The sequence below is a fragment of the Clostridioides sp. ZZV14-6150 genome, assembly GCF_020657875.1.
In the GTDB taxonomy this organism is placed as follows: domain Bacteria; phylum Bacillota; class Clostridia; order Peptostreptococcales; family Peptostreptococcaceae; genus Clostridioides.
Genome location: NZ_JAGWDA010000022.1, coordinates 20,680 through 47,504, shown reverse-complemented (window position 1 = coordinate 47,504; position 26,825 = coordinate 20,680). Strand labels below are relative to the sequence as shown.

The following is a 26,825-nucleotide window of genomic DNA, read 5'->3' as shown; positions in this document are numbered from 1 at the left end:
GGGATAGCCTGTGGAGAATTGGTAAGACATATTTTAGTATGCAAAATTCTATGAAGCAGGAACCCTGTGACTTTAGTTATGGGAGGTTCAGAATAAACATTTATGAATAGTTATAAATGATACCTTTAATTTTTAGAAAATGATTAAAAGAAAGATTTATGAAATTAAACCTAGTATTTTCTGATATAATAAACATGTGTATTTTTAAATAAAAAGGATATTATTATTAAGTTTGATTAAAAATAAACTTGCAAAACAATGTACTAGTTTAATATTATAGTTATATTGAATAAAATATCAGGAGGAAGTAAAAATGAATGTAAGAGTAAGATTTGCACCAAGTCCAACAGGATTTGTACATATAGGTAGTTTAAGAACTGCTTTATATAACTATTTATTTGCAAAAAAAATGGGCGGAGAATATATATTAAGAGTAGAAGATACAGACCAAAGTAGATTAGTAGAAGGTGCTATAGAGAATATGCTTAATGCTATGAAATGGGCTGGTGTTAATCATGATGAGGGTGTTATATTAGATGATAATGGAAAAGTAATACAAAAAGGAGAATATGGACCATATATTCAATCTCAAAGATTAGATATATATCAAGAATATATAAAACAACTTTTAGATAGTGGAAAGGCTTACTACTGTTTCTGCACAAAGGAAAGATTAGATGAAGTAAGAGATGCTCAAAAGGCAGCAGGAGAAACTGCTAAATATGATGGTCACTGCAAAAAACTTTCTAAAGAAGAGATAGAAGCTAATATAAAAGCAGGAGTACCATATGTTATAAGATTAAAATTACCAGAAAATCATATAATTAAGTTTACAGATTTAGTTAGAGGAGACATGGAATTCAATACTAATGATTTAGATGACCAAGTTTTAATGAAAACAGATGGATTCCCAACTTATCATTTTGCAGTAGTGGTAGATGATTATTTAATGAAAATTACACATGTTATAAGAGGCGAAGAGTGGGTATCATCTACTCCAAAACATGTTTATTTATATGAAGCATTTGGATGGGAAGCACCAGTATTCGTACATTTACCAAATATACTTAATAAAGAAAAGAAAAAATTGAGTAAGAGACAAGGTGATGTAGCAGTTGAAGATTTTAAGAAAAAAGGATATTTACCAGAAGGATTAGTAAACTATGTAGCACTAGTTGGTTGGTCTCCAGAAGATAATCAAGAGTTATTTACAATGGAAGAATTAGAAAAAGCTTTCTCTGTGGAAAGAGTATCTAAAAGTGGAGGAGTATTCGATACTGAAAAGTTAAACTGGGTTAATCAACATTATATAAAAGATGGTGATGATGCTTACTTAACGGATTTAGCTATACCGTTCTTAATAGAAGATGGATTTATAACAGAAGCAGAAGCTACTAGTAAGTATGAATTTTTAAAGAGTATGATATCAGTGCTTAAAGAAAAATTACAATATGTAAAAGAAGTTACTGAGCATGCGAGTATATTCTTTGGAGATAAGGTAGAGGTAGAAACTGAAGAAGGAAGTGACTTCTTAAAATTAGAACACATACCTACTTTAATAGATGCCTTACAAGAAAAAATAGAAAAAGCAGAAATATTAAATGCTGAGTTTGGTCAAGCAATGCTTAAAGAGATACAAAAAGAGTATAAAATAAAAGGAAAAAATTTATTTATGGGCTCAAGAATAATTTTGACAGGACAAATGCATGGCCCAGATTTACCAAAAGTAATGGAAGTTTTAGGAAAAGAAACTTGCTTAAATAGAATAGCTTATGTAAAAAATCATATATTATAGTCATAAAAGTCCGCTAATTTAGATGCGGACTTTTTTTGTGTTAGTATTTGGTGAAAATATATGGCTAACAAAATGAAGGTATTTAGGTCAATAAATTTAATATATAAAAAGCAAAGCAAAAATATAAATAATAAACTAATAAAAATATTAAGCATAGAAGAAGGTAATCTATTATTTTAGTTTGATTTAATTATTAAGGGGGTAATTACTATGTATAGTAATATTGATGATGTTAAAAAGGAATTAAAGGAGCTATGCTTAGAATATGTTACAATTTTAGAAAAGTTAAAAGACGAAAAAATGATTACAGAAGAGACTTTTGAAAAGTGTTCTTCTCAAAAAAAGATATTTTTAGAGGAACAATAGAAAATAGTGATAATATTATTATGTAATTTGAAGGATAGTATGAAAAATGATAGTAGTACTATTATTTATTGCAATTTTCAACTATAATATAATATATGATGTTAAGAAAATAATTTATAAAAATACAGTGAGGTGATGAGTGTGAAAGTTTATAATACATTAACTAGAGCAAAAGAAGAATTTGTTCCATTAGAAGAAGGAAAGGTAAAAATGTATGTGTGTGGTCCAACAGTTTATAACTATATCCACATAGGTAATGCAAGACCATTTATAATATTTGATACTCTAAGAAGGTATTTAGAGTATAGAGGATATGACGTAACTTATGTACAAAACTTTACAGATGTTGATGATAAGATTATAAATAGAAGCCACGAAGAAGGAATATCTCCAGAAGAAGTTGCTACTAAATACATAAAAGAGTATTTTGTAGATTGTGATGGATTAGGAATTAAGAGAGCTACTGTTCATCCTCAAGTTACAGATAATATACAACAAATTATAGATTTTATAAAAGAATTAGAAGATAAAGGATATGCATATGCAGTAAATGGCGATGTCTATTTTGATACAAATAAATTTGAAGGATATGGAAAACTTTCAGGTCAAAAACAAGAAGATTTAGAGGCTGGAGCTAGAATTGAAGTTAATGACCAAAAAAGACATCCTATGGACTTTGTTCTTTGGAAAGCAAAAAAAGAAGGAGAGCCAGGATGGGAGAGTCCTTGGGGAGAAGGTAGACCAGGATGGCATATAGAATGTTCTGTTATGTCTAAGAGATACTTAGGTGAGACAATTGATATACATGCAGGTGGTCAAGATTTAACATTCCCACACCATGAAAACGAAATAGCACAAAGTGAAGCTAGAAGTGGAAAAACATTCTCGAAATATTGGATGCATAATGGATATATAAATATAAATGATGAAAAAATGAGTAAATCAAAAGGTAATTTCTTTACAGTAAGAGATATATCAAAGCTATATGATTTAGAAATAGTGAGATTTTTCATGTTATCAGCACATTATAGAAATCCAGTAAACTTTAGTGATGAAATGTTAAACCAAGCTAAAGCTGGTCTTGAAAGATTATATAATACTAAAGAAAAATTAGAGTTTACATTAAGTAATTTAAAAGAATCATCTCTAACAGAAAAAGAAGTAGAACTTGTTAAAGAATTAGATAACTTTAGACAAAGATTTATAGATGCTATGGATGATGATGTTAATACAGCAGATGCAGTAAGTATTATATTTGAGTTGGCTAAGTTGATAAATTCTAATGTAGACGAAAACTCTTCTTTAGAGTTAGCTAAGAAATGTTTAGATGAATTTAATGAGCTTACAGGAGTATTAAATATTGTAAATAAGAAAAAGGATACTGTGCTAGATAAAGACATTGAAGAATTAATACAAAAGAGAACTGACGCAAAGAAAAATAAAGAATTCCAATTAGCAGATGATATAAGACAACAATTATTAGATATGGGAATAGTACTAGAAGACACAAGACAAGGTGTTAAGTGGAAAAGGGTATAAAAATGGAAAAAACTGAATTAGTTACTATGTCACCACTAGTTTTAGCATATTTAGGTGATACAGTGTATGAGACATATATAAGAGAACACTTGATTAGACAAAATACACAGCGAAAAGTTAATGATTTGCATAAGTTAGCCATAAAGTATGTAAAAGCTAAAGCTCAAGCGTCAATAATTCATGAAATCGAAAGTGAATTAACAGAGGAAGAGAGTAAAATTTATAAAAGGGGAAGAAATCAAAAATCAAACACTTCTCCTAAAAATGCAGATATTATAGACTATAAACATGCAACTGGATTTGAAGCATTAGTTGGATATTTGTATTTGAATAATGAAATAGAGAGACTTCAATATATTATCAATAAAGGAATCAAAATTATTGAAAGAGATATGTAAATATTAAAGAGTGTTGTCTTAATAATAATTAATAAGGCAACACTTTTTTTATAACTAATGTATAATAAATATATAGAAATTAGTAATAAGAAAGGACGAAAATTTATGAAAGTAAAATTAATATCACATACACCTGAACCCGAAAAAGTAATAGCTATGGCAGCTAAATTATGCTATTCACCAGTTGGGACAGACGAAATAGAAAAAGACTTAACAGAAGAAAGTATAGAAAAATTTTTAAATATGTTATTAAATATAGGGCATGGTTCAATATTAGAGCATGCATCTTTTACGTTTTCAATAGAAGGTATTTCAAGAGCTTGTTCGCATCAAATTGTTAGACATCGTATAGCTAGTTTTTCACAACAAAGTCAAAGATATGTTAAACTAGACCAATTTGAGTACATAATTCCTCCTGAAATAGAAAAAATAGAAAAAGCAAAAGAGTTATTTGTCAACTCAATGAAAAAGGACCAAGAGGATTATGACAAATTAGTGGAGATATTATTTGATAAGCATTATAATGACTTAATAAAAGAAGGAAAAAATGAGAAAACAGCAAAGAGACAAGCTGAGAAAAAAGCAATAGAGGATGCTAGATATGTATTTCCAAATGCATGTGAAACAAAAATGGTATTTACTATAAACGCTAGAAGTTTATTTAATTTCTTTGAACATAGATGTTGTGAAAGAGCACAATGGGAAATAAGAAACTTAGCTGTAGAAATGTTAAGAGAAGTTAAAAAAGTTGCTCCTATATTATTTAAAAAGACTGGTCCAAGCTGTGTAAATGGAAGTTGTCCAGAAGGAACTATGACTTGTGGTGACATAGTTCAAGTTAGAGAAAAATTTAAATCCTTGTAGGTGGTGAATAGTTTGGCAAGTATTGAAGGAAGAAATCCTGTAATAGAAGCTATAAAGAGTGATAGAGAGATAGATAAAATATTAATTGCAAACTCAGCTAAAGAAGGTTCAATTAAGAAAATAATAGGAATGGCAAAAGAAAAGAATATAATTATACAATATGTTGATAAACATAAGTTAGATGAAGTAAGCACAAGTCATTCTCATCAAGGTGTAATAGCTTATGCAAGTGAATATAAGTATTATGAATTAGATGAGTTAATAGACTCAGTAAAAAGTAAAAATGAAGACCCATTTTTTATTATACTAGATGAAATAACAGACCCACATAATCTAGGTTCAATAATAAGGACAGCAGATGCAGTAGGAGCACATGGAGTTATTATCCCAAAAAGAAGGTCTGTGCACATAACTCCTGTAGTTACAAAAGCTTCTGCTGGAGCTGTAGAGTATATGCCAGTTTGTAAGGTAACCAATATAGTCAATACAATAAAAAGACTGAAGGATGAGGGGCTGTGGATTGCAGCTGCTGATATGGATGGAGAAACTTTTTATAAACAAAATCTTACAGGACCTCTAGGTGTAGTAATTGGAAGTGAAGGTTTTGGAATATCTAGATTGGTTAAACAAAACTGTGACTTTATAGTAAAAATGCCCATGATAGGTAATGTTACATCTTTAAATGCATCTGTAGCAGGTGGTATACTTTTATATGAAATATTCAGACAAAGACTGGATAAAAAGTAAATAAGTATGAGAAGAAACATAAATCACTACTTAATAATAGATGGCTATAATATTATAAATGCGTGGGATAATTTAAAAGAACTGGCTAAAGAGGATTTAGAAGATTCTCGAGAAAAACTTATTGATGATATTATAGAATTCTCTGAGTTTATGGGATATAAGACTATAATAGTTTTTGATGCTTATAATGTTAAGAATTCCCGAGAAAAAGTTGAAAAAAGAAAACACATAACAATAGTTTATACAAGAGAGCACCAAACAGCAGATAGTTATATAGAAAAATTTATAACTTCTCTATCAAAATATGATGATGTAAAAGTAGCTACTAATGACTATGCAGAGCAACAAATGATTTTAGGAAAAGGTGCTATGAGAATGTCTGCTAGAGAATTAAAGTTAGAATTAGATCGTTCCAAGAATAAAATGAAGGAAAAAAATAGCGGTTTAAGGAAAAAAATTCAGCGAAATTGGTTGGAGGAGAGGTTAGATGAAGAAACATTGTCGAAACTTGAGAACATTCGTAGAAAGCGTTGAAATTACTAGGTTCTTTAGACTATAATATACCTATAAATTTGTTTTATATATGGGGGAGATTTACATGTTGGTAGCAAAAGAAAAAAGTTATGAGTTAATAGACAATTGTCAGCAAGATGAGTATAACATTGTATTAAAAGCAAGTGAAGGGGATAAGATAGCACTAGAGTATATTATTACCAAATACAGAAATTTTGTAAAGGCAAAAGCAAAGTCATATTTTTTAATTGGAGCAGATAAAGAAGATATAATACAAGAAGGAATGATAGGCCTTTATAAGGCAGTTAGAGATTTTGATGGAAGTAAGACAAATTCATTTAAATGTTTTGCAGAGATATGTATAACAAGACAAATAATAACTGCTATAAAAACTGCAACAAGACAAAAACATATACCTTTAAATTCATATGTTTCTTTGAATAAACCAATATATGATGAAGAGTCAGACAGAACACTTTTAGATATAATAGCTACAAGTATAGTAACAGATCCAGAAGAACTTATAATTAGTAAAGAAGAATTAAAAAATATAGAATCAAAGATGAACGAATTATTAAGCGACTTGGAATTAGAAGTCCTAGAATTGTATTTGAATGGAAAGTCATACCAGTTCATAGCGGACAAACTTAAAAGAGATGTAAAGTCAATAGATAACGCTTTACAAAGGGTTAAGAGAAAATTAGAAAAACATCTTGAAAACAGAAATGATTAATAGTAAAATACTTACCATAAGCTTATTGTGAGCAAAATTAATTTATATCGAAAGATAAGGGAGGAAATTCAAAATGGCTAAAGCTAAATACGAAAGAACAAAACCTCATGTTAATATAGGGACAATAGGACACGTTGACCACGGTAAAACTACATTAACAGCAGCAATAACAAAAACATTATATGACAGATACCAATTAGGAGAAGCAGTAGATTTCGCAAACATAGATAAAGCTCCAGAAGAAAGAGAAAGAGGAATCACAATATCAACAGCACACGTTGAGTATGAAACTCCAAATAGACACTACGCACACGTTGACTGCCCAGGACATGCTGACTACGTTAAGAACATGATAACAGGAGCAGCTCAAATGGATGGAGCAATATTAGTTTGTTCAGCAACAGATGGACCAATGCCACAAACAAGAGAGCATATACTATTATCAAGACAAGTTGGTGTACCATATATAGTAGTATTCTTAAACAAATGTGACATGGTAGATGACGAAGAGTTATTAGAACTAGTAGAAATGGAAGTAAGAGATTTATTAACAGAATATGATTTCCCAGGAGATGATACTCCAATAATAAGAGGATCAGCATTAATGGCATTAGAAGATCCAAAGAGCGAATGGGGAAATAAAATAGTAGAATTATTTGAGCAAATAGATGAATATATACCAGCACCAGAAAGAGATACTGACAAACCATTCTTAATGCCAGTAGAAGACGTATTCTCAATCACAGGAAGAGGAACAGTTGCAACAGGAAGAGTGGAAAGAGGAGTATTAAAAGTACAAGACGAAGTAGAATTAGTAGGATTAACAGAAGCACCAAGAAAAGTAGTAGTAACAGGAGTAGAAATGTTCAGAAAATTATTAGACCAAGCACAAGCAGGGGATAATATAGGAGCATTATTAAGAGGAGTACAAAGAAACGAAATAGAAAGAGGACAAGTACTAGCAAAAACTGGATCAGTAAAAGCACACACAAAATTTACTGCAGAAGTATATGTACTTAAAAAAGAAGAAGGTGGAAGACATACACCATTCTTTGATGGATATAGACCACAATTCTATTTCAGAACAACAGATGTAACAGGAGCTTGTAAGTTACCAGATGGAATAGAAATGGTAATGCCTGGAGATAACGTAACAATGGAAGTAGACTTAATAAACTCAATAGTTGTAGAAGAAGGATTAAGATTCTCAATAAGAGAAGGTGGAAGAACAGTAGCTTCAGGAGTTGTTGCTACAATAATCGAGTAATTCTTTTTACTAAACTGATGGATTAAAGAATAATAAAAAGAGGGGTTATGCTCCTCTTTTTTTAACATAGAAATACAAAAACATTGACACAGCATAGGATTTTGTGATACCTTATACAAGGTAATGATTATAGGAAGTTAATAATATCTTGAATACTGTAGATTTTTAATAAATACATATTTTAAAGATATTATATTCACATATATTAACAATATATATTATTGTATTACAAAGTTGGAGGTGTATCAGATGAGAGTTAAAGTAACTTTAGCATGTACAGAGTGTAAGCAAAGAAACTACAACACTACTAAGAATAAGAAAAACAATCCAGACAGAATAGAATTACAAAAATATTGTAGATTCTGTAAAAAGCATACAACTCATAAAGAAACAAAATAGTTTTATAAGGATGTGAGTATGGAATGGCTGCCCAAACAAATGACGGTGTAAAAACTAAAAAGAGATTCAGTTTATTTGGTTATTTAAAAGAAACTAAACAAGAATTGAAAAGAGTTACATGGCCGACAAAAAAAGAATTGTTTAAAAACACAGGTATAGTTTTAACTGTAGTTATTTCATGCACTATATTAGTATGGGGTATAGACACTATATTATCTGGTGCACTAGCGTTATTACTAAAATAGACGAAAAGAGGTAAGTTAAATGTCAGAATTACAAGAAGCAAGTTGGTATGTAGTTCATACTTATTCGGGACATGAAAATAAAGTTAAAGCTACAATAGAAAAAGCAGTTAAAACAAGAAGTATGGAAGACTGCATAAGACAAGTAGTTGTTCCAACAGAAGAAGTAGTGGAAACTACTAAAACTGGAAAAGAGAAAACTAGACAACGTAAAGTTTATCCAAGTTATGTTTTGGTTAAAATGATAATAACTGATGAATCTTGGTATGTAGTAAGAAATACTAAGGGAGTTACAGGTTTCGTTGGACCTGGTTCAAAACCAGTACCATTAAGTGAAGATGAAGTTAAAGCTATGGGCATAGATACAACTGACCCTAAAGTAGTAAATAGTGATATTGACTTTGAAATAGGGGATACAGTAAAGGTATCTCAAGGACCATTTAGTGGACAAGTAGGAAACATAGAAGAAATTGACGTAGAAAACAGAGAAGTTAAAGTGTGCATAAATGCATTTGGTAAAAGGACTCTATTTGTAATAGAGCTTGAAGGTATAGAAAAAATCTAATACTATTATTATAGAAAAATCTGAGGAGGTGCGCTCAAAATGGCTAAAAAAGTTATAGGTCAAATAAAATTACAAATACCTGCAGGAAAGGCTACTCCAGCGCCACCAGTTGGACCAGCATTAGGACAACATGGTGTTAATATAATGGGATTCACAAAAGAATTTAATGCTAAAACTGCAGATCAAGCTGGAATGATAATACCAGTTGTTATAACTGTATATCAAGATAGATCATTCAGTTTTATAACAAAAACTCCACCAGCTGCAGTTTTAATTAAAAAAGCATTAAACTTAAAATCAGGTTCTGGAGAACCAAACAAAAAGAAAGTTGCTAAAATAACTTCAGCTCAAGTAAGAGAAATAGCTGAGTTAAAAATGCCTGACTTAAATGCTGCATCAGTAGAAGCTGCTATGAGTATGATAGCTGGTACTGCTAGAAGCATGGGTGTTGTAGTAGAAGATTAATTAAAAGATACACTTTTTTTTATAAAGTGGGAGGCGAAAAGCCGAGATTAACCACAAGGAGGAAAATAAAATGGCTAAAAAAGGTAAAAGATATGCAGGTGCATTACAAAAAGTAGATAGAACTAAATTCTATGATGCATCAGAAGCATTAACATTAGTTTCAGATATAGCTGGAGCTAAATTTGACGAGACAGTAGAAGCACACATTAAATTAGGTGTTGACTCAAGACATGCTGATCAACAAGTAAGAGGTGCAGTTGTATTACCTCACGGAACTGGTAAAACTAAGAGAGTTTTGGTTTTTGCTAAAGGTGAAAAAGCTAAAGAAGCTGAACAAGCTGGTGCTGATTTTGTAGGAGCTGAAGAATTAGTTCAAAAAATACAAGGTGAAAACTGGTTTGATTTTGATATAGTAGTTGCTACTCCAGATATGATGGGTGTAGTAGGTAGATTAGGTAGAGTATTAGGACCTAAAGGTTTAATGCCAAACCCTAAATCAGGAACAGTTACATTTGATGTAGCTAAAGCTATAGATGAAATAAAAGCTGGTAAAGTTGAATACAGATTAGACAAAACTAACATAATACACGTTCCAGTAGGAAAAGTATCATTTGGTGGAGAAAAATTATCTGAAAACTTTGCTGCATTAATGGATGCTATAATAAAAGCTAAACCAGCTGCTGCTAAAGGGCAATATTTAAGAAGTATAACTGTAGCTTCTTCAATGGGACCTGGAGTTAAAATAAACCCAGCAAGAACAGCTGAATAATAAAACTGTTGACACAGGTTGACAAAAGTGTTATTATATCATTTGTCAATGTAAAAAAGAATAGATTTGCCGTAGATAGTGGGTGCAAAAGCTTAATATCCCACCGAGGTTTTAGATAAATTGAGATTACTAAAGCTTTTGATGTCTACTTTTGGCAACAAAAGCTTTTTATAATGTTGCGGTAAATACTAAGCCTATTTGGTGAAGGAGGTGCACATCTAGATGAGAAAAGCTATAGAAATTAAATCAGAAGTTGTTTCTGAAATAGTTGAAAAGTTACAAAAATCTTCTGCTGCGGTTGTTGTAGATTACAAAGGATTAACAGTTGAAGAAGTAACTGAGTTAAGAAAACAAATGAGAGAAGCTGGTGTAGATTACAAAGTATATAAAAATACTTTAGTTAGAAGAGCAGCTAAAGAAGTTGGTATAGAGCAATTCAATGAAGAATTATTAATTGGTACTAATGCTATAGCATTTGGGTATGATGATCCAGTTGCTCCAGCTAGAATATTAAAAGGATTCATGGATTCTCATCCAAAGATGAAATTAAAGATGGGTGTTGTAGAAGGTGTATTCTATGACGAAGCTAAGATTGTTGAAATGGCTAACATACCATCAAGAGAAGTTCTTATCGCTAAATTACTTGGTAGCTTAAAAGCTCCAATATCAAACTTTGCATACTTAATAGATGCAATAGCGAAAAAGGCAGAAGGTCAAGAAGAAGCTTAATTGCTTAACTAAAAAATTATAAATATTAATTTGAAAAGAAAATTCGGAGGTGCTAAAAATGACAATAGAACAAATATTAGAAGCTATAGAAAATATGAAAGTTTTAGAATTAAATGAATTAGTTAAAGCTGCTGAAGAAAAATTCGGCGTTTCAGCTTCAGCTCCAGTAATGGTAGCTGGTGCAGCTGCTGGTGGACCAGCTGCTGAAGAAAAAACTGAGTTTGATGTAGTATTAGCTGAGGTTGGTTCTTCAAAAGTTGGAGTTATAAAAGCAGTTAGAGAAATAACAGGATTAGGATTAAAAGAAGCTAAAGAAGTAGTTGACAATGCTCCTAAGACAGTTAAAGAAGGAGCTTCTAAAGAAGAAGCTGATCAAATAAAAGAAAAATTAGAAGCTGCTGGAGCTAAAGTAGAAGTTAAGTAGTTTCTTTAAAAAGGTACCCATTTGGGTATCTTTTTTTATTTATAAAAAATTGTAAATAAAATATTTCTATAAAATAAAAAAAATTTATATAATAGTATTAAATTAAGGGTATCATATAGTGTGTAATGATATTTTAATTTAATACTATTAAAGAATATGTTTTTTACTATGTCAAACACAGACGTTAAATTAAAATATAAACAATTATTGTAATATGCACATATAAGGTGATATAATAAAAGGAAAAATATATAAAACTACATATTATTTTAAAAATTTACAAAAGTACTTTAAAAATAAAATGTAATAAATAATTAATTAACAAATATAAATTTAAAATGAGTTAAATACTTCTAAAAATCGAAATATGTAGATTTCAAGAAAGGCATTTAAGGAGGAGTTAATAATGGAAAAATTACAAGGGAAAGTTGCAGTGGTTACTGCAGCAACTAAAGGTATTGGATTAGCATCAGCTGAAATATTGGCACAAAATGGAGCAGTTGTATATTTAGCAGCTCGTTCAGAAGAATTGGCTAATGAAGTTATAGATAGAATAAGTGCAGAAGGTGGTTGTGCTAGGTTTGTTTATTTTAATGCCCGTGAAGAAGAAACATTTACTTCAATGATAGAAGATGTAGTTAAAAAAGAAGGCAAGATAGATATACTTGTAAATAATTTTGGTTCGACAAATCCTTCACTTGATAAAGACCTTTTAACTGGAGATACAGATAATTTCTTTGATACAGTAAATACTAATTTAAAAAGTGTATATTTACCATGTAAAGCTGCTATTCCTCATATGATAAAGAATGGTAAGGGAAGTATAATAAATATATCTAGTATAGGTTCAGTATTACCTGACCTATCTAGAATAGCTTACTGTGTATCAAAAGCATCAATCAACTCATTAACTCAAAATATAGCAACACAATATGCAAAAGATAATGTTAGATGTAATGCTGTACTTCCAGGTCTTATTGCAACCAAAGCTGCCTTAGATAATATGTCTCCAGAATTTATAAAGGAGTTTCTAAAGCATGTTCCTTTAAATCGTATAGGGAAGCCAGAAGACATAGCAAAGGCTGTTTTATTCTATGCTAGTGATGATTCATCCTTTATAACAGGAGACTTACTTGAAGTAGCTGGAGGTTTTGGTTTACCTACACCACAGTTTGCAGATAATATATTAGGATAATTATATTACTAATATATAGTAAAAATAAAAAACTTAATTATAGTAGAAATTCTATTTTTATAAAGACTGTAGATATAATTTATGATGGAAATAGTTTAAGATTTAAAACTCCAGATTAAATTCATTTATGGTCTTTATTTTGTATATTTAACAGATTTTATATAAATACAATTATTTACTAGTACTTATTTATGAAATTATAATTAAATATGGGTATAGTAATGGAATGTAACTTTTTATAGAAAATTACACCGATAAATGAAAAAATTGGATTTTATATTGAAGAATTGTACATAATACATAATATATGCTTAAAATAATTTACAAAAAATCAAAAATAATGCATAGTTTACATATAAGATAAAAAATATATTGAAAAATACTTGACATTATGCTAAAATTATTAGATGCGTTAGAATGAACTATTGTTTTATTTTTAATTATTGAGAGGTGAAAAGTGAATGCCACATCCTGTCACGATAGGTAAAAGAACTAGAATGAGCTTTTCTAAAATTAAGGAAATAGCTGATGTGCCAAATCTTATAGAAATTCAAGTAGATTCCTATGAGTGGTTTTTAAAAGAAGGTTTAAAAGAAGTGTTTGATGATATTTCACCAATAGAAGATTATACTGGTAATCTTATATTGGAATTTGTTGACTACTCTTTAGACGATAAACCAAAGTACGATATAGAAGAGTGTAAAGAGAGAGATGCTACATATTGTGCACCTCTAAAAGTTAAGGTAAGACTTATAAATAAAGAAACAGGCGAAATAAAAGAACAAGAAGTATTTATGGGTGACTTCCCTTTAATGACAGAAAGAGGAACTTTCGTTATAAATGGGGCAGAAAGAGTTATCGTAAGTCAATTAGTTAGATCTCCTGGTGTTTACTATGCGGAAGAGAGAGATAAAACAGGTAAGAGATTAATTTCATCTACTGTAATTCCTAATAGAGGAGCATGGTTAGAATATGAAACAGATTCTAACGATGTAATATCTGTAAGAGTTGATAGAACAAGAAAACAACCAGTTACAGTTTTACTTAGAGCTTTAGGAATAGGGACAGATGCAGAAATAATTGACCTTTTAGGAGAAGACGAAAGATTATCTGCTACATTAGAAAAAGATAATACTAAGACAGTAGAGGAAGGTCTTGTTGAGATATATAAAAAATTAAGACCAGGTGAACCACCTACTGTAGAAAGTGCATCATCTTTACTAAATGCTTTATTCTTTGATCCAAAGAGATATGATTTAGCAAAAGTTGGTAGATACAAATTTAATAAAAAACTTGCTTTATGCTATAGAATTATGAATAGAATTTCAGCAGAAGACATAATAAATCCTGAAACAGGAGAAGTATTTGTAAAAGCTGGAGAAAAAATAAGCTATGAGTTAGCTAAAGATATACAAAATGCAGGTATAAATGTAGTAAATCTATTAATGGATGATGATAAGAAAGTTAGAGTTATAGGAAATAATTTTGTAGACATTAAGTCTCATATTGATTTTGACATAGATGATTTAAACATAAAAGAAAAAGTGCATTATCCAACATTAAAAGAAATTTTAGATGGATATAGTGACGAAGAAGAAATAAAAGAAGCTATAAAATCAAGAATTAAAGAACTTATACCAAAACATATATTATTAGACGATATAATAGCTTCAATAAGTTATGAATTCAATATCTTCTATAATATAGGAAATATTGATGATATAGACCATTTAGGAAATAGAAGAATAAGATCTGTAGGAGAATTATTACAAAACCAAGTTAGAATTGGTCTTTCAAGAATGGAAAGAGTCATAAAAGAAAGAATGACAGTTCAAGATATGGAAGCTATAACGCCTCAAGCGTTAGTTAACATAAGACCAGTTTCAGCTGCAATAAAAGAATTCTTCGGTAGTTCTCAGTTATCTCAGTTCATGGACCAAACAAATCCTTTATCTGAGTTAACACATAAGAGAAGACTATCAGCTCTTGGACCTGGAGGTCTTTCAAGAGAAAGAGCTGGATTCGAAGTGCGTGACGTTCACCATTCACACTACGGTAGAATGTGTCCGATAGAGACTCCAGAAGGGCCAAATATCGGTCTTATAAACTCTCTTGGAACTTATGCAAAAATAAATGAGTTTGGATTTATAGAATCACCATATAGAAAATTTGATAAAGTAACATCAACAGTTACTGATGAGATACATTATTTAACTGCTGATGAAGAAGATTTATTCGTAAGAGCTCAGGCAAATGAGCCATTAACAGACGATGGTAAATTCGTAAACCATAGAGTTGTTTGTAGAACTGTAAATGGTGCTGTTGAAATGGTTCCTGAAAGCAGAGTAGACTATATGGATATATCTCCTAAGCAGGTTGTATCTGTTGCCACTGCTATGATACCTTTCTTAGAAAATGATGACGCCAACCGTGCCCTTATGGGAGCGAACATGCAACGTCAGGCAGTGCCTCTAGTTAGAAGAGAAGCACCAATTATAGGAACTGGTATAGAATATAGAGCTGCAAAAGACTCTGGAGCAGTTGTTGTTGCTAGAAATTCTGGTATAGCAGAAAGAGTAACAGCAGATGAGATAATTATAAAAAGAGAAGATGGAAACAGAGATAGATATAATCTACTTAAATTTAAACGTTCAAACTCAGGTACTTGTATAAATCAAACACCTATAATAACTAAAGGTGAGCAAATAATGCAAGGAGATGTTATAGCAGACGGTCCAGCAACTGATTTAGGAGAAGTAGCACTTGGAAGAAACTGTCTTATAGCATTCATGACTTGGGAAGGTTATAACTACGAAGATGCCATATTAATAAATGAAAGATTAGTTAAAGAAGATAGATTATCAACAATTCATATAGAAGAATATGAATGTGAAGCTAGAGATACAAAACTAGGGCCAGAGGAAATAACTAGAGATATACCTAATGTTGGAGATAGTGCAATTAAGAACTTAGATGACAGAGGTATAATAAGAATAGGTGCAGAAGTAGATTCAGGAGATATATTAGTTGGTAAAGTAACTCCAAAAGGAGAAACTGAACTTACTGCTGAGGAAAGATTACTTCGTGCAATATTTGGTGAAAAGGCTAGAGAAGTCAGAGATACTTCACTTAAAGTACCTCATGGTGAATCTGGTATAATAGTTGATGTAAAAGTATTTACTAGAGAAAATGGAGATGATTTATCTCCAGGAGTAAATGAATTAGTAAGATGTTATATAGCTAAAAAGAGAAAAATAAAAGTTGGAGATAAAATGGCTGGTCGTCATGGTAATAAAGGGGTTATCTCAAGAATATTACCAGAAGAAGATATGCCATTCATGGAAAATGGAACTCCACTAGATATAATACTTAACCCACAAGGTATACCATCACGTATGAACATCGGTCAGGTTTTAGAGGTTCATTTAGGACTTGCTGCTAAGACTTTAGGATGGTATGTTGCAACATCAGTATTTGATGGTGCCAATGAGTATGATATAATGGATGCTCTTGAAGAAGCTGGATATCCTAGAGATGGTAAATTAACTTTATATGATGGTAGAACAGGTGAAACTTTTGATAATAGAATAACTGTTGGATATATGTACTACTTAAAACTACATCATTTAGTTGATGAAAAACTACATGCAAGAAGTACTGGACCATACTCATTAGTTACTCAACAGCCACTAGGTGGTAAAGCACAATTTGGTGGACAAAGATTTGGAGAGATGGAGGTTTGGGCTCTAGAAGCATATGGAGCTGCTCATATACTTCAAGAAATACTTACTGTCAAGTCTGATGATGTTGTAGGTCGTGTTAGAACTTACGAAGCCATAGTTAAAGGTGAAAACATACCTGAGCCAGGAATCCCAGAATCATTTAAGGTTCTTATAAAAGAACTTCAAAGTTTATGCTTAGATGTAAAAGTATTAACAGATGAAGATCAAGAAATAGAAGTAAGAGAATCTGTAGATGAAGATGACACAATAGGTGAATTTGAACTAGATGTTGTAAATAACATGGGAGAAGTTGAAGAAAGTAATATAATAGAAGAAATTGAAGATGATTTTACGGAAACCGTAGAAGATGAGGATATAGAGAATTTAGAAGAATTTGCTGAAGAAGATTTATTTGAAGAAGAAATAGACTTTGTTGGTGATGACTTTGATGTGTAAATTTAATTAATGTAAATCTCAAATAGAAGGGAGAGAACTCCTTGTTTGAATTAAACAATTTCGAGTCGATAAAAATAGCATTGGCTTCTCCAGAAAAAATAAGACAATGGTCTAGAGGAGAAGTTAAAAAGCCAGAAACTATAAATTACCGTACTTTAAAACCAGAAAAAGATGGTCTTTTCTGTGAAAGAATATTTGGACCACAAAAAGACTGGGAGTGTCATTGTGGTAAATATAGAAGAGTTAGATACAAAGGTGTAGTTTGTGATAGATGTGGAGTAGAAGTAACTAAATCAAAAGTAAGAAGAGAAAGAATGGGACATATAGAGCTAGCAGCTCCTATGTCTCACATCTGGTACTTTAAAGGTATACCAAGTAGAATGGGACTTTTACTTGATATGTCACCAAGATCATTAGAAAAAATACTATACTTTGCTTCATATGTAGTAGTTGATCCAGGAGAAACTGGATTGAATGAGAAGCAGTTATTGACAGAAAAAGAGTATAGAACTGCTCTTGAAAAATACGGATATACTTTTACTGTAGGTATGGGTGCTGAAGCTGTAAAGATATTGTTACAAAACATAGATTTAGAGCAACAAAGCAAAGACCTAAGATCGGAATTAAAAGACAGTACAGGACAAAAGAAAGTTAGAACAATAAGAAGATTAGAAGTTGTAGAAGCATTTAAAAAATCTGGGAATAAACCAGAATGGATGATTTTAGATGCAATACCAGTAATACCACCAGATTTAAGACCAATGGTACAACTTGATGGTGGAAGATTTGCAACTTCAGACTTAAATGATTTATATAGAAGAGTTATAAACAGAAATAATAGACTTAAGAGATTACTAGAGCTTGGAGCTCCAGATATAATTGTAAGAAATGAAAAAAGAATGCTTCAAGAAGCAGTTGACGCATTAATAGATAATGGTAGAAGAGGTAGACCTGTAACAGGGCCTGGAAATAGACCACTTAAGTCTTTATCAGATATGTTAAAGGGTAAACAAGGTCGTTTCCGTCAAAACTTACTTGGTAAGCGTGTTGACTACTCAGGACGTTCTGTTATAGTTGTTGGACCAGAACTTAAATTCTATCAATGTGGTCTTCCAAAGAAAATGGCACTAGAACTATTCAAGCCATTTGTTATGGATAAACTAGTTAAAGAAGGATATGCACATAATATAAAAAGTGCAAAATCTATAGTAGAAAAAGTTAAGCCAGAAGTTTGGGATGTTTTAGAAGATGTTATAAAAAGCCATCCAGTTCTTCTTAACCGTGCGCCGACTCTACATAGATTAGGTATACAAGCATTTGAACCAATTTTGGTTGAAGGTAAAGCTATAAAGCTACATCCTCTTGTATGTACAGCTTACAATGCAGACTTCGATGGTGACCAAATGGCGGTTCATGTACCTTTATCAGTAGAAGCACAAGCAGAAGCAAGATTTTTAATGCTTTCTGTAAACAACATTCTTGCTCCTAAAGATGGTTCTCCGATAACTACTCCATCTCAGGATATGGTTTTAGGTTGTTATTATCTAACAATAGAAGCACAAGATGATGCTAAAGGAACAGGAATGGTATTTAAAGATTTTAATGAACTATTACTTGCTTATTACAATAAATCAGTTCATCTACATGCCTTAGTAAAACTAAAAGTAACTCTTGAAGATGGAAGAAGCTCATTAGTTGAAAGTACAGTTGGTAGATTTATATTTAATGAAAGTATACCTCAAGATTTAGGATTTGTAGATAGAAATGAAAACCCATTTGCTCTTGAAGTTGACTTCTTAGCAGATAAAAAATCTCTAGGTAAAATAATAGATAAGTGCTTTAGAAAACATGGAAATACAGAAACAGCTGAATTACTAGATTATATAAAATCTCTAGGATTTAAATACTCTACATTAGGTGGTATAACAGTTGCTGTTGCTGATATGAGTGTTCCAGAAGAAAAGAAAGTATTTATAGCTGAGGCAGAAGCAAAAGTTGATAAATATGAAAAAGCATACAGAAGAGGTTTAATATCTAATGAAGAAAGATATGAAAAAGTTATAGAGACATGGACAGAAACAACTGATAAGGTTACTGATGCTCTTATGGGTGGACTAGATAGATTAAACAATATATATATAATGGCACATTCAGGAGCCAGAGGTTCTAAAAATCAAATTAGACAGTTAGCAGGTATGCGTGGTCTTATGGCCAATGCATCTGGTAAAACAGTTGAGATACCAGTTAAATCTAATTTCCGTGAAGGTTTATCAGTACTTGAATACTTTACATCTTCACATGGTGCCAGAAAAGGTCTTGCCGATACAGCTATACGTACAGCTGAATCTGGATACTTAACAAGAAGACTTGTTGATGTAAGTCAAGATGTTATTGTAAGAGAAGTAGATTGTGGAACAGAAGATACTACAGAAATTTATGCTATAAAAGAAGGAAATGAAGTTATAGAAGAGATATATGATAGAATTGTAGGAAGATATACTATAGACCCTATATTAAATCCTGAAACTGGTGAAGTTATAGTTGAAGCTGATGCTATGATACAAGAAGATGAAGCAGAAACTATAGTAGCTTTAGGAATTGAAAAAATTAGGATAAGAACAGTTCTTAACTGTAGAACTAATCATGGAGTTTGTTCTAAGTGCTATGGTAGAAACTTAGCTACAGGAAAAGAAGTTAATATAGGTGAAGCAGTTGGTATAATAGCAGCTCAATCTATAGGTGAGCCGGGTACTCAGCTTACAATGCGTACATTCCATACTGGAGGGGTTGCAGGAGCCGATATAACTCAAGGTCTTCCAAGGGTTGAAGAATTATTTGAAGCTAGAAAACCAAAAGGTTTAGCTGTAATAACTGAAGTATCTGGTAGAGTTGAAATAGATGAAACTGGAAAGAGAAAAGAAGTAAATGTAATACCAGAAGAAGGCGAAACTCAAACATATGTGATACCATATGGTTCTAGATTAAAAGTTAAGCAAGGACAGATATTAGAAGCTGGAGATCCTTTAACACAAGGATTTATAAATCCTCATGATATAGTAAGAGTAAAAGGTGTTAAAGGTGTTCAAGAATATATAGTTAAAGAAGTTCAAAGGGTTTATAGACTTCAAGGGGTTGATGTTAACGATAAGCATATAGAAGTTATAGTAAGACAAATGCTATCTAAAGTTAAAGTTGAAGACCCAGGAGATACAGATTTATTACCAGGTGGATATGAAGATGTATTAACATTTAATAGATGTAACGAAGAAGCTATAGCTAAAGACTTAAGACCAGCAGTTGCTAAAAGAGTATTACTTGGTATAACTAAAGCATCTCTTGCAACTGATTCATTCTTATCAGCAGCTTCATTCCAGGAAACAACAAGAGTATTAACAGAAGCTGCAATAAAAGGTAAAGAAGATCACCTAATAGGGCTTAAAGAGAATGTTATATTAGGTAAACTAATACCAGCAGGAACAGGAATGAAGAAATATAGAAATATAGCTGTTGAAAAAATTGAAGATTAATGGCAGATAGAGTAAAGAAATCTTGACAACCATTATTTGTGGTGTTAAAATAGTAAAGTGTGTTGTTTAAAAGTACACTAAGGGCTTATATGAGCTCTTAGTGACTTTTAAATGGCAATAAACAAAAACTAAAAGCATCAAGCTAGAAAAATGCTAATATCACATATTCATGTGTTATAGACATTAAATTGTAAGTAACAAATGTTACAATCAGTCAGTATGAGTATTCATATTGATGTAGTTGGCGGTCACTGATAAGATCGAAAATTTGGAAGGAGGTGCAGATGATGCCAACAATTAACCAATTAGTTCGTAAAAGTAGAAAAGCAGTTGAAAAGAAATCTACTGCTCCAGCATTACAAAAAGGTTACAACTCTTTAAACAAGAAAGTAACTGACGCTAGTGCTCCACAAAAAAGAGGGGTTTGTACTTCAGTAAAAACAGTTACTCCTAAGAAACCTAACTCAGCTTTAAGAAAAGTTGCCAGAGTTAGATTAACTAATGGTATAGAAGTTTCTGCTTATATACCAGGAGAAGGACATAACTTACAAGAGCATAGTGTTGTTCTTATAAGAGGCGGAAGAGTAAAAGACCTTCCAGGGGTTAGATACCATATACTAAGAGGTACTTTAGATACAGCAGGTGTTGATAAGAGAAGACAATCAAGATCTAAGTATGGTGCTAAGAAACCTAAGGACGCTAAAAAATAAAAACAATTAATGATTGATTATAGTTCGGTGCTTTAAATATATAGATATTTATGGCATCACGGCATTAAATGATTTATGTCGAGTACCTATGATTTAAGTTAAATAATTAAGGAGGGAAGCGAAATGCCAAGAAAAGGTAATGTTCCAAAGAGAGAAGTTTTACCAGATCCTATGTATGGGAGTAAGGTAGTTACTAAATTGATAAATAATTTAATGGTAGACGGAAAAAAAGGAAAGTCTCAAACAATAGTTTATGATGCTTTCACAATTATTGCTGAAAAAACAGGAGAAGATGCTTTAGAAGTATTTAATAAGGCAATGGATAATATAATGCCTGTTTTAGAAGTAAAAGCAAGAAGAGTTGGTGGGGCAAACTACCAAGTACCAATCGAAGTTAGACCTGAAAGAAGACAAACATTAGGTTTAAGATGGTTAGTAAAATATACTAGAGCTCGTGGAGAAAAAGGAATGGTTGATAAATTAGCTAAAGAAATAATGGACGCAGCTAACAACACAGGAGCTTCAGTTAAGAAAAAAGAAGATACTCATAAAATGGCAGAAGCTAATAAAGCATTTGCTCATTATAGATGGTAGGATATATAGATATCTTATAAAATTGAGGATATCATAAGGAGGATAACCATGGCTAGAAAGTTTCCTTTGGAAAGAACTAGGAATATAGGAATCATGGCTCATATAGATGCAGGGAAAACTACTACTACAGAAAGAATCCTGTTTTATACTGGGCAAACTCATAAGATAGGAGAAACTCATGAAGGGGCTTCTCAAATGGACTGGATGGAGCAAGAAAAGGAAAGAGGTATAACAATAACTTCTGCCGCTACTACTGCTTCATGGAAAGACCATAGAATAAATATAATAGATACTCCTGGACACGTGGACTTCACAGTTGAAGTTGAAAGATCTCTAAGAGTTCTTGACGGTTCAGTTGCTGTATTCTGTGCAAAAGGTGGAGTTGAACCTCAATCTGAGAATGTATGGAGACAAGCTGAAACTTATGGAGTACCTAGAATAGCTTTTGTAAATAAAATGGATATATTAGGTGCAGATTTCTACAATGTTGTAAGCATGATGAAATCTAGATTAAATTCTAATGCAGTTCCTATGCAATTACCAATAGGTAAAGAAGATTCATTTATAGGTATAATAGACTTATTAAAAATGGATGCTGTTATATACAAAGACGACTTAGGTGTTGAAATGGAAGAAACAGACATACCAGAAGATATGAAAGAATTAGCTACAGAGTGGAGAGAAAAATTAGTTGAAGCAGTAGCTGAAACTGATGAAGAGTTAATGATGAAATATCTTGAAGGTGAAGAACCTACTATAGATGAATTAAAAGTTGCTATAAGAAAAGCTACTATAGCTTGTGAAATGAACCCAGTTTTCTGTGGTACAGCTTATAGAAACAAAGGTGTTCAGTTAGTAATAGATGCAGTTTTAGATTACTTACCAGCACCAACTGATATAGCAGCTATAAAAGGTATATTGGAAGATGGAGAGGAAGCTGAAAGACATTCTTCTGATGAAGAGCCATTCTCTGCATTAGCATTCAAAATAATGACTGACCCATTTGTTGGAAAACTAGCGTTCTTCAGAGTTTACTCTGGAACATTAGAATCTGGTTCTTATGTTTTAAATGCAACTAAGAATAAGAGAGAAAGAATTGGTCGTATACTACAAATGCATGCCAATACAAGAGAAGAAATAACTAAAGTTTATGCTGGAGATATAGCAGCAGCAGTAGGATTAAAAGATACTACTACTGGAGACACATTATGTGATCCTGCTAATCCAATAATACTTGAATCTATGGAATTCCCTGAGCCAGTTATATCTGTTGCTATAGAACCAAGTTCTAAAGCAGCTCAAGAAAAAATGGGTATAGCTCTTCAAAAATTAGCTGAAGAAGACCCAACTTTCACAGTTAAAACTGACCAAGAAACAGGACAAACTATAATATCTGGTATGGGTGAATTACACTTAGAGATAATAGTAGATAGATTATTAAGAGAATTTAAAGTAGAAGCTAAAGTTGGTGCTCCACAAGTTGCATACAGAGAAACTATAACTCAACCAGTTGATGTTGAATACAAGTACTCTAAGCAATCAGGTGGTAGAGGACAATATGGTCACGTTAAGATTAGAGTTGCTCCTCAAGAGCCAGGTGAAGGATACAAATTCACAAACAAAACTGTTGGTGGATCTGTACCAAAAGAATATGTTGGTCCAGTTGACATGGGTATACAAGGAGCTATGCAATCTGGTATAGTTGCTGGATATCCAGTTGTAGACGTTGCTGTTGAGTTATATGATGGTTCTTACCATGAAGTTGACTCTTCTGAGATGGCGTTCAAGATGGCTGGTTCAATGGCATTTAAAGATGCTATGAAGAAAGGTAATGCAGTTCTTTTAGAGCCTTACTTCAAAGTAGAAGTTGTTACTCCAGAAGATTACATGGGAGATGTTATGGGTGACTTAAACTCAAGAAGAGGATTAATCCAAGGAATGGAAGCAAGAAGTGGTGCACAAGTTATAAATGCATTTGTTCCACTTTCAGAAATGTTTGGATACTCTACAGACCTAAGATCTTCAACTCAAGGTCGTGCAACTTATACAATGATATTCGATCACTATGAACAAGTTCCAGCTTCAGTTGCTAAAAAGATAGCTGAAGGAAAATAATTTAAAAATTAATTAATAATATAAATATAAAAAATAATCAGCAAGACGAGACTTGTCTCGTCTTGCACAAGATAAAGGGAGGAAATTCAAAATGGCTAAAGCTAAATACGAAAGAACAAAACCTCATGTTAATATAGGGACAATAGGACACGTTGACCACGGTAAAACTACATTAACAGCAGCAATAACAAAAACATTATATGACAGATACCAATTAGGAGAAGCAGTAGATTTCGCAAACATAGATAAAGCTCCAGAAGAAAGAGAAAGAGGAATCACAATATCAACAGCACACGTTGAGTATGAAACTCCAAATAGACACTACGCACACGTTGACTGCCCAGGACATGCTGACTACGTTAAGAACATGATAACAGGAGCAGCTCAAATGGATGGAGCAATATTAGTTTGTTCAGCAACAGATGGACCAATGCCACAAACAAGAGAGCATATACTATTATCAAGACAAGTTGGTGTACCATATATAGTAGTATTCTTAAACAAATGTGACATGGTAGATGACGAAGAGTTATTAGAACTAGTAGAAATGGAAGTAAGAGATTTATTAACAGAATATGATTTCCCAGGAGATGATACTCCAATAATAAGAGGATCAGCATTAATGGCATTAGAAGATCCAAAGAGCGAATGGGGAAATAAAATAGTAGAATTATTTGAGCAAATAGATGAATATATACCAGCACCAGAAAGAGATACTGACAAACCATTCTTAATGCCAGTAGAAGACGTATTCTCAATCACAGGAAGAGGAACAGTTGCAACAGGAAGAGTGGAAAGAGGAGTATTAAAAGTACAAGACGAAGTAGAATTAGTAGGATTAACAGAAGCACCAAGAAAAGTAGTAGTAACAGGAGTAGAAATGTTCAGAAAATTATTAGACCAAGCACAAGCAGGGGATAATATAGGAGCATTATTAAGAGGAGTACAAAGAAACGAAATAGAAAGAGGACAAGTACTAGCAAAAACTGGATCAGTAAAAGCACACACAAAATTTACTGCAGAAGTATATGTACTTAAAAAAGAAGAAGGTGGAAGACATACACCATTCTTTGATGGATATAGACCACAATTCTATTTCAGAACAACAGATGTAACAGGAGCTTGTAAGTTACCAGATGGAATAGAAATGGTAATGCCTGGAGATAACGTAACAATGGAAGTAGACTTAATAAACTCAATAGTTGTAGAAGAAGGATTAAGATTCTCAATAAGAGAAGGTGGAAGAACAGTAGCTTCAGGAGTTGTTGCTACAATAATCGAATAATCTTTTACTAAGCTAATTGATTTCATATAAAAAAAGAGGGGGTTCAACCTCTCTTTTTTGTTTTTTGTTGACAAGTAGCAATAAAGCATATATACTAAACTAGTGCCTTGAGATAGATTAATAATCAAGTTTAAGGTTATAATGTTGTAAGAGAAAATAAAATTGGAAAAAACATAAAAAAAACTTGAAAAAATGTAACAGATGATATAAAATATAATAGTGTGCTTGAGAGATTAAGAAAATAAGAATTAAATCCTAGTGAAATACGAACTGATATCGATTTGAAAGTTACAACACACCCGGAGCAGTGTATCGGTATTGGTTGTACGCAACTTGAAAATTAAACACGTGATAAAGGAGGGAAAACAAAATGGCTAAGAATGAAAAAATAAGAATAAGATTAAAATCATATGATCACAAATTATTAGATTTTTCAGCAGGTAAAATAGTTGAAACTGCTAAAAAGGCTGGATCACAAGTTTCAGGACCTGTGCCTCTACCAACAGAAAAACAAATTGTAACTATATTAAGAGCCGTACATAAGTACAAAGACTCTAGAGAACAATTTGAAATAAGAACTCATAAAAGACTAATCGACATAGCTAATCCAACACCTAAAACAGTTGACTCATTAATGAGATTAGACTTACCAGCAGGTGTAGATATAGAAATAAAATTATAAGAACCCCTAAGATATTATCCTATAGGTAACTATCTTAGAATGATTACTTCTAAAATGATGTAATCCGCTGTAAGAATTATAGGAGGTGCTAATATGAATGGAATATTAGGAAAAAAAGTTGGTATGACTCAAATATTCACTGATAAAGGTGTAGTTATACCTGTAACAGCTGTTGAAGCAGGACCTATGGTCGTTACTCAAATAAAAACAGTTGATAAAGATGGATACAATGCTATACAAATAGGTTTTGAAGATGCTAAAGAAAAATCTTTAAACAAGCCTAAAAAAGGACACTTAGCTGCTGCTAATGTTTTAAAGAAACATTTAAAAGAGTTTAGAGTAGATTCTGTAGAAGGATACACAGTTGGACAAGAAATAAAAGCTGATGTATTTGAAGCAGGTGCAAAAATAGATGTTACTGGAATAAGTAAAGGTAAGGGATTCCAAGGTCCAATAAAAAGACATGGACAAAGTAGAGGTCCTGAATCTCACGGTTCTAGATACCACAGAAGACCAGGTTCAATGGGAGCTTGTTCTTACCCAGGTAGAGTATTTAAAAACAAAAAATTAGCTGGACATATGGGAAGCGTAAAGGTAACAGTTCAAAACTTAGAGGTTGTTAAAGTAGATGCTGATAAGAACCTTATATTAGTTAAGGGAGCTATACCAGGAGCTAAAGGTTCAGTAGTAACTATAAAAGAAGCTGTAAAGGTTTCTAAATAAT

At 31.9% G+C, this 26,825-nt stretch carries 25 protein-coding genes and 1 other annotated feature; all 25 genes read left to right on the top strand.

What is annotated here, in order from left to right:
• The first annotated feature begins 313 nt into the window (after positions 1 to 313).
• The 25 genes from gltX (at position 314) to rplC (ending at position 26,824) form a co-directional block, all read left to right on the top strand.
• Entirely contained in the window at positions 314 to 1,795 is a 1,482-nt protein-coding gene (gltX, locus tag KGF41_RS18810; RefSeq protein WP_227842892.1) for a glutamate--tRNA ligase, read from the top strand.
• Between the two features lie 210 nt (positions 1,796 to 2,005).
• The gene (locus tag KGF41_RS18805) at positions 2,006 to 2,161 is read left to right on the top strand and encodes a hypothetical protein (RefSeq protein WP_003421202.1); all 156 of its coding nucleotides are present in this window, start codon (positions 2,006 to 2,008) and stop codon (positions 2,159 to 2,161) included.
• A 141-nt stretch (positions 2,162 to 2,302) separates the two neighbouring features.
• Positions 2,303 to 3,700, top strand: coding sequence for a cysteine--tRNA ligase (gene cysS, locus KGF41_RS18800; RefSeq protein ID WP_227483629.1), 1,398 nt, complete (start codon positions 2,303 to 2,305; stop codon positions 3,698 to 3,700).
• A gap of 2 nt (positions 3,701 to 3,702) precedes the next feature.
• Complete coding sequence (locus KGF41_RS18795; RefSeq protein WP_227830458.1) at positions 3,703 to 4,098, top strand: ribonuclease III domain-containing protein; 396 nt, start codon at positions 3,703 to 3,705, stop codon at positions 4,096 to 4,098.
• Between the two features lie 105 nt (positions 4,099 to 4,203).
• On the top strand, positions 4,204 to 4,962 hold the full coding sequence (thyX, locus tag KGF41_RS18790; RefSeq protein ID WP_227841314.1) for an FAD-dependent thymidylate synthase: 759 nt from the start codon (positions 4,204 to 4,206) through the stop codon (positions 4,960 to 4,962).
• Positions 4,963 to 4,974: 12 nt separating this feature from the next.
• A complete protein-coding gene (gene rlmB / locus KGF41_RS18785) occupies positions 4,975 to 5,709 on the top strand; it encodes a 23S rRNA (guanosine(2251)-2'-O)-methyltransferase RlmB (protein WP_227830460.1) in 735 nt (244 codons plus the stop codon).
• Between the two features lie 6 nt (positions 5,710 to 5,715).
• A complete protein-coding gene (locus KGF41_RS18780) occupies positions 5,716 to 6,243 on the top strand; it encodes an NYN domain-containing protein (protein ID WP_227437059.1) in 528 nt (175 codons plus the stop codon).
• Between the two features lie 64 nt (positions 6,244 to 6,307).
• The gene (gene sigH, locus KGF41_RS18775) at positions 6,308 to 6,955 is read left to right on the top strand and encodes an RNA polymerase sporulation sigma factor SigH (protein WP_227437057.1); all 648 of its coding nucleotides are present in this window, start codon (positions 6,308 to 6,310) and stop codon (positions 6,953 to 6,955) included.
• A 73-nt stretch (positions 6,956 to 7,028) separates the two neighbouring features.
• On the top strand, positions 7,029 to 8,222 hold the full coding sequence (gene tuf / locus KGF41_RS18770) for an elongation factor Tu (protein ID WP_227842893.1): 1,194 nt from the start codon (positions 7,029 to 7,031) through the stop codon (positions 8,220 to 8,222).
• A gap of 249 nt (positions 8,223 to 8,471) precedes the next feature.
• Complete coding sequence (gene rpmG, locus KGF41_RS18765; protein ID WP_003421192.1) at positions 8,472 to 8,621, top strand: 50S ribosomal protein L33; 150 nt, start codon at positions 8,472 to 8,474, stop codon at positions 8,619 to 8,621.
• A 23-nt stretch (positions 8,622 to 8,644) separates the two neighbouring features.
• Complete coding sequence (gene secE / locus KGF41_RS18760) at positions 8,645 to 8,866, top strand: preprotein translocase subunit SecE (protein ID WP_227850926.1); 222 nt, start codon at positions 8,645 to 8,647, stop codon at positions 8,864 to 8,866.
• A gap of 19 nt (positions 8,867 to 8,885) precedes the next feature.
• The gene (gene nusG / locus KGF41_RS18755) at positions 8,886 to 9,428 is read left to right on the top strand and encodes a transcription termination/antitermination protein NusG (RefSeq protein WP_227830405.1); all 543 of its coding nucleotides are present in this window, start codon (positions 8,886 to 8,888) and stop codon (positions 9,426 to 9,428) included.
• Positions 9,429 to 9,467: 39 nt separating this feature from the next.
• Positions 9,468 to 9,893: a 50S ribosomal protein L11 gene (gene rplK / locus KGF41_RS18750; protein ID WP_054268674.1), complete on the top strand. Its 426-nt coding sequence runs from the start codon at positions 9,468 to 9,470 to the stop codon at positions 9,891 to 9,893.
• A 70-nt stretch (positions 9,894 to 9,963) separates the two neighbouring features.
• Positions 9,964 to 10,662: a 50S ribosomal protein L1 gene (gene rplA, locus KGF41_RS18745; RefSeq protein ID WP_227437049.1), complete on the top strand. Its 699-nt coding sequence runs from the start codon at positions 9,964 to 9,966 to the stop codon at positions 10,660 to 10,662.
• A gap of 51 nt (positions 10,663 to 10,713) precedes the next feature.
• Positions 10,714 to 10,842: a sequence feature (ribosomal protein L10 leader region), on the top strand.
• 42 nt (positions 10,843 to 10,884) lie between these two features.
• Positions 10,885 to 11,391, top strand: coding sequence for a 50S ribosomal protein L10 (gene rplJ / locus KGF41_RS18740; protein ID WP_227437047.1), 507 nt, complete (start codon positions 10,885 to 10,887; stop codon positions 11,389 to 11,391).
• Between the two features lie 58 nt (positions 11,392 to 11,449).
• Positions 11,450 to 11,815, top strand: coding sequence for a 50S ribosomal protein L7/L12 (gene rplL / locus KGF41_RS18735; protein WP_021382505.1), 366 nt, complete (start codon positions 11,450 to 11,452; stop codon positions 11,813 to 11,815).
• A gap of 406 nt (positions 11,816 to 12,221) precedes the next feature.
• On the top strand, positions 12,222 to 13,010 hold the full coding sequence (locus KGF41_RS18730; protein ID WP_227830406.1) for an SDR family NAD(P)-dependent oxidoreductase: 789 nt from the start codon (positions 12,222 to 12,224) through the stop codon (positions 13,008 to 13,010).
• A gap of 461 nt (positions 13,011 to 13,471) precedes the next feature.
• Positions 13,472 to 17,188, top strand: a complete 3,717-nt coding sequence (locus KGF41_RS18725; RefSeq protein WP_227830407.1) for a DNA-directed RNA polymerase subunit beta — start codon at positions 13,472 to 13,474, stop codon at positions 17,186 to 17,188.
• Between the two features lie 41 nt (positions 17,189 to 17,229).
• The gene (gene rpoC / locus KGF41_RS18720) at positions 17,230 to 20,715 is read left to right on the top strand and encodes a DNA-directed RNA polymerase subunit beta' (RefSeq protein ID WP_227842894.1); all 3,486 of its coding nucleotides are present in this window, start codon (positions 17,230 to 17,232) and stop codon (positions 20,713 to 20,715) included.
• Positions 20,716 to 21,002: 287 nt separating this feature from the next.
• Positions 21,003 to 21,425 carry a 30S ribosomal protein S12 gene (rpsL, locus tag KGF41_RS18715; RefSeq protein WP_227437039.1) on the top strand — a complete coding sequence of 141 codons (423 nt, stop codon included), beginning with the start codon at positions 21,003 to 21,005 and terminating at the stop codon, positions 21,423 to 21,425.
• A gap of 123 nt (positions 21,426 to 21,548) precedes the next feature.
• Positions 21,549 to 22,019, top strand: a complete 471-nt coding sequence (gene rpsG, locus KGF41_RS18710; protein WP_227830409.1) for a 30S ribosomal protein S7 — start codon at positions 21,549 to 21,551, stop codon at positions 22,017 to 22,019.
• Positions 22,020 to 22,067: 48 nt separating this feature from the next.
• Complete coding sequence (fusA, locus tag KGF41_RS18705; RefSeq protein ID WP_227437035.1) at positions 22,068 to 24,134, top strand: elongation factor G; 2,067 nt, start codon at positions 22,068 to 22,070, stop codon at positions 24,132 to 24,134.
• 91 nt (positions 24,135 to 24,225) lie between these two features.
• Positions 24,226 to 25,419, top strand: coding sequence for an elongation factor Tu (tuf, locus tag KGF41_RS18700; RefSeq protein ID WP_227842893.1), 1,194 nt, complete (start codon positions 24,226 to 24,228; stop codon positions 25,417 to 25,419).
• 370 nt (positions 25,420 to 25,789) lie between these two features.
• Positions 25,790 to 26,101 carry a 30S ribosomal protein S10 gene (gene rpsJ / locus KGF41_RS18695; RefSeq protein WP_054268679.1) on the top strand — a complete coding sequence of 104 codons (312 nt, stop codon included), beginning with the start codon at positions 25,790 to 25,792 and terminating at the stop codon, positions 26,099 to 26,101.
• A gap of 93 nt (positions 26,102 to 26,194) precedes the next feature.
• The gene (rplC, locus tag KGF41_RS18690) at positions 26,195 to 26,824 is read left to right on the top strand and encodes a 50S ribosomal protein L3 (protein WP_227437029.1); all 630 of its coding nucleotides are present in this window, start codon (positions 26,195 to 26,197) and stop codon (positions 26,822 to 26,824) included.
• Position 26,825: the final 1 nt, after the last annotated feature.